1 protein-coding gene is annotated in these 1072 nt (G+C 63.9%); it reads left to right on the forward strand.

Annotated features, from left to right (window positions below):
- Positions 1–932: IS5 family transposase (locus NKH29_RS32545; RefSeq protein WP_353001430.1), on the forward strand; the 932-nt coding region annotated here is incomplete at its 5' end.
- Between the last annotated feature and the right edge of the window lie 140 nt (positions 933–1072).

The following is a 1072-nucleotide window of genomic DNA, read 5'->3' on the forward strand; positions in this document are numbered from 1 at the left end:
ATGAGACGATCTTCGATCTTGTTGCGAAGGAGATCGACTGGGGTCCGATCGACGGGCTTTTGGGCGCACGCAGCGGAGCCGGGCCGGGCACGGCCAGCTATCCGGCGCCAGTGCTGATGCGCTGCCTTTTGTTGGGCGCATGGCATGGGCTGAGCGATCCAGCGCTTGAGGCACAGATCCGCGACCGGCTGTCGTTCCGCCGCTTTGCCGGCTTCAGCCTTTCGGACCGCACGCCCGACCATTCGACGCTGTGGCGCTTCCGCGAGGAGCTGACGCGCGAGCGGCTGATCGACAAGGTGTTCGAGGAGATCAACCGCCAGCTTGAGGACAAGGGCCTGATCGTCAAGCGCGGCACGCTGGTCGATGCCTCGTTCCTGCAAGCTCGCGGCCGCCCGCCGAAACAGCCCAAGAAGGGCCACCAGGGCCCGGTCAAGCCATCGGCGGACAAGGATGCGCGCTGGGGCAAGAAGGGCAAGAAGAGCACCTTCGGCTACAAGATGCACATCGGCGTCGACCAGGATCATACGCTGATCCGGCGCGTCGAGGTGAGCGACGCTTCGGTCACCGACACCGAGCCGGCCGACGCACTGATCAGCGGCGATGAAAGGGCGGTCTATGGCGATCAGGCTTATTATACCCACGCCAGACATGCCCGGCTGGTCGAGGCAGGCATCAAGGACCGCCTGATGCGGCGGCCCAACAAACATCATCCCGAGTTGCCGCCGCGCCAGAAGCGGCGCAACCAGCTGATCGCCAAGGTGCGGGCGGCGGTCGAGCGACCCTTCGCCGTGTTCAAGGAGAGCTATGCCATGCGGCGCCTGCGCTTCTTCAACCTCGCCGCCAACCGAACGCAGTGCATGCTGGCGGCCTGCGCCTACAACCTGCGCCGCATGGTCAGCACCCTCCATCCGCCTGGCGAGAAGCCGGCATAAGCAGGAGTCCGTCCGTAATCGGGCGGATGAGCCGATTATCCTGAAAAATGCCGCGCTGAACGGCCAAGCAGCGCTCTCCGACGCTCAAAAAAGCATATATGCCTCAAATCGCATATCTATGCGCCTTCTCTGCAAAGGCC

Origin of the sequence: Mesorhizobium sp. M1295, from assembly GCF_040318135.1 — a bacterium.
Classification (GTDB): domain Bacteria; phylum Pseudomonadota; class Alphaproteobacteria; order Rhizobiales; family Rhizobiaceae; genus Mesorhizobium.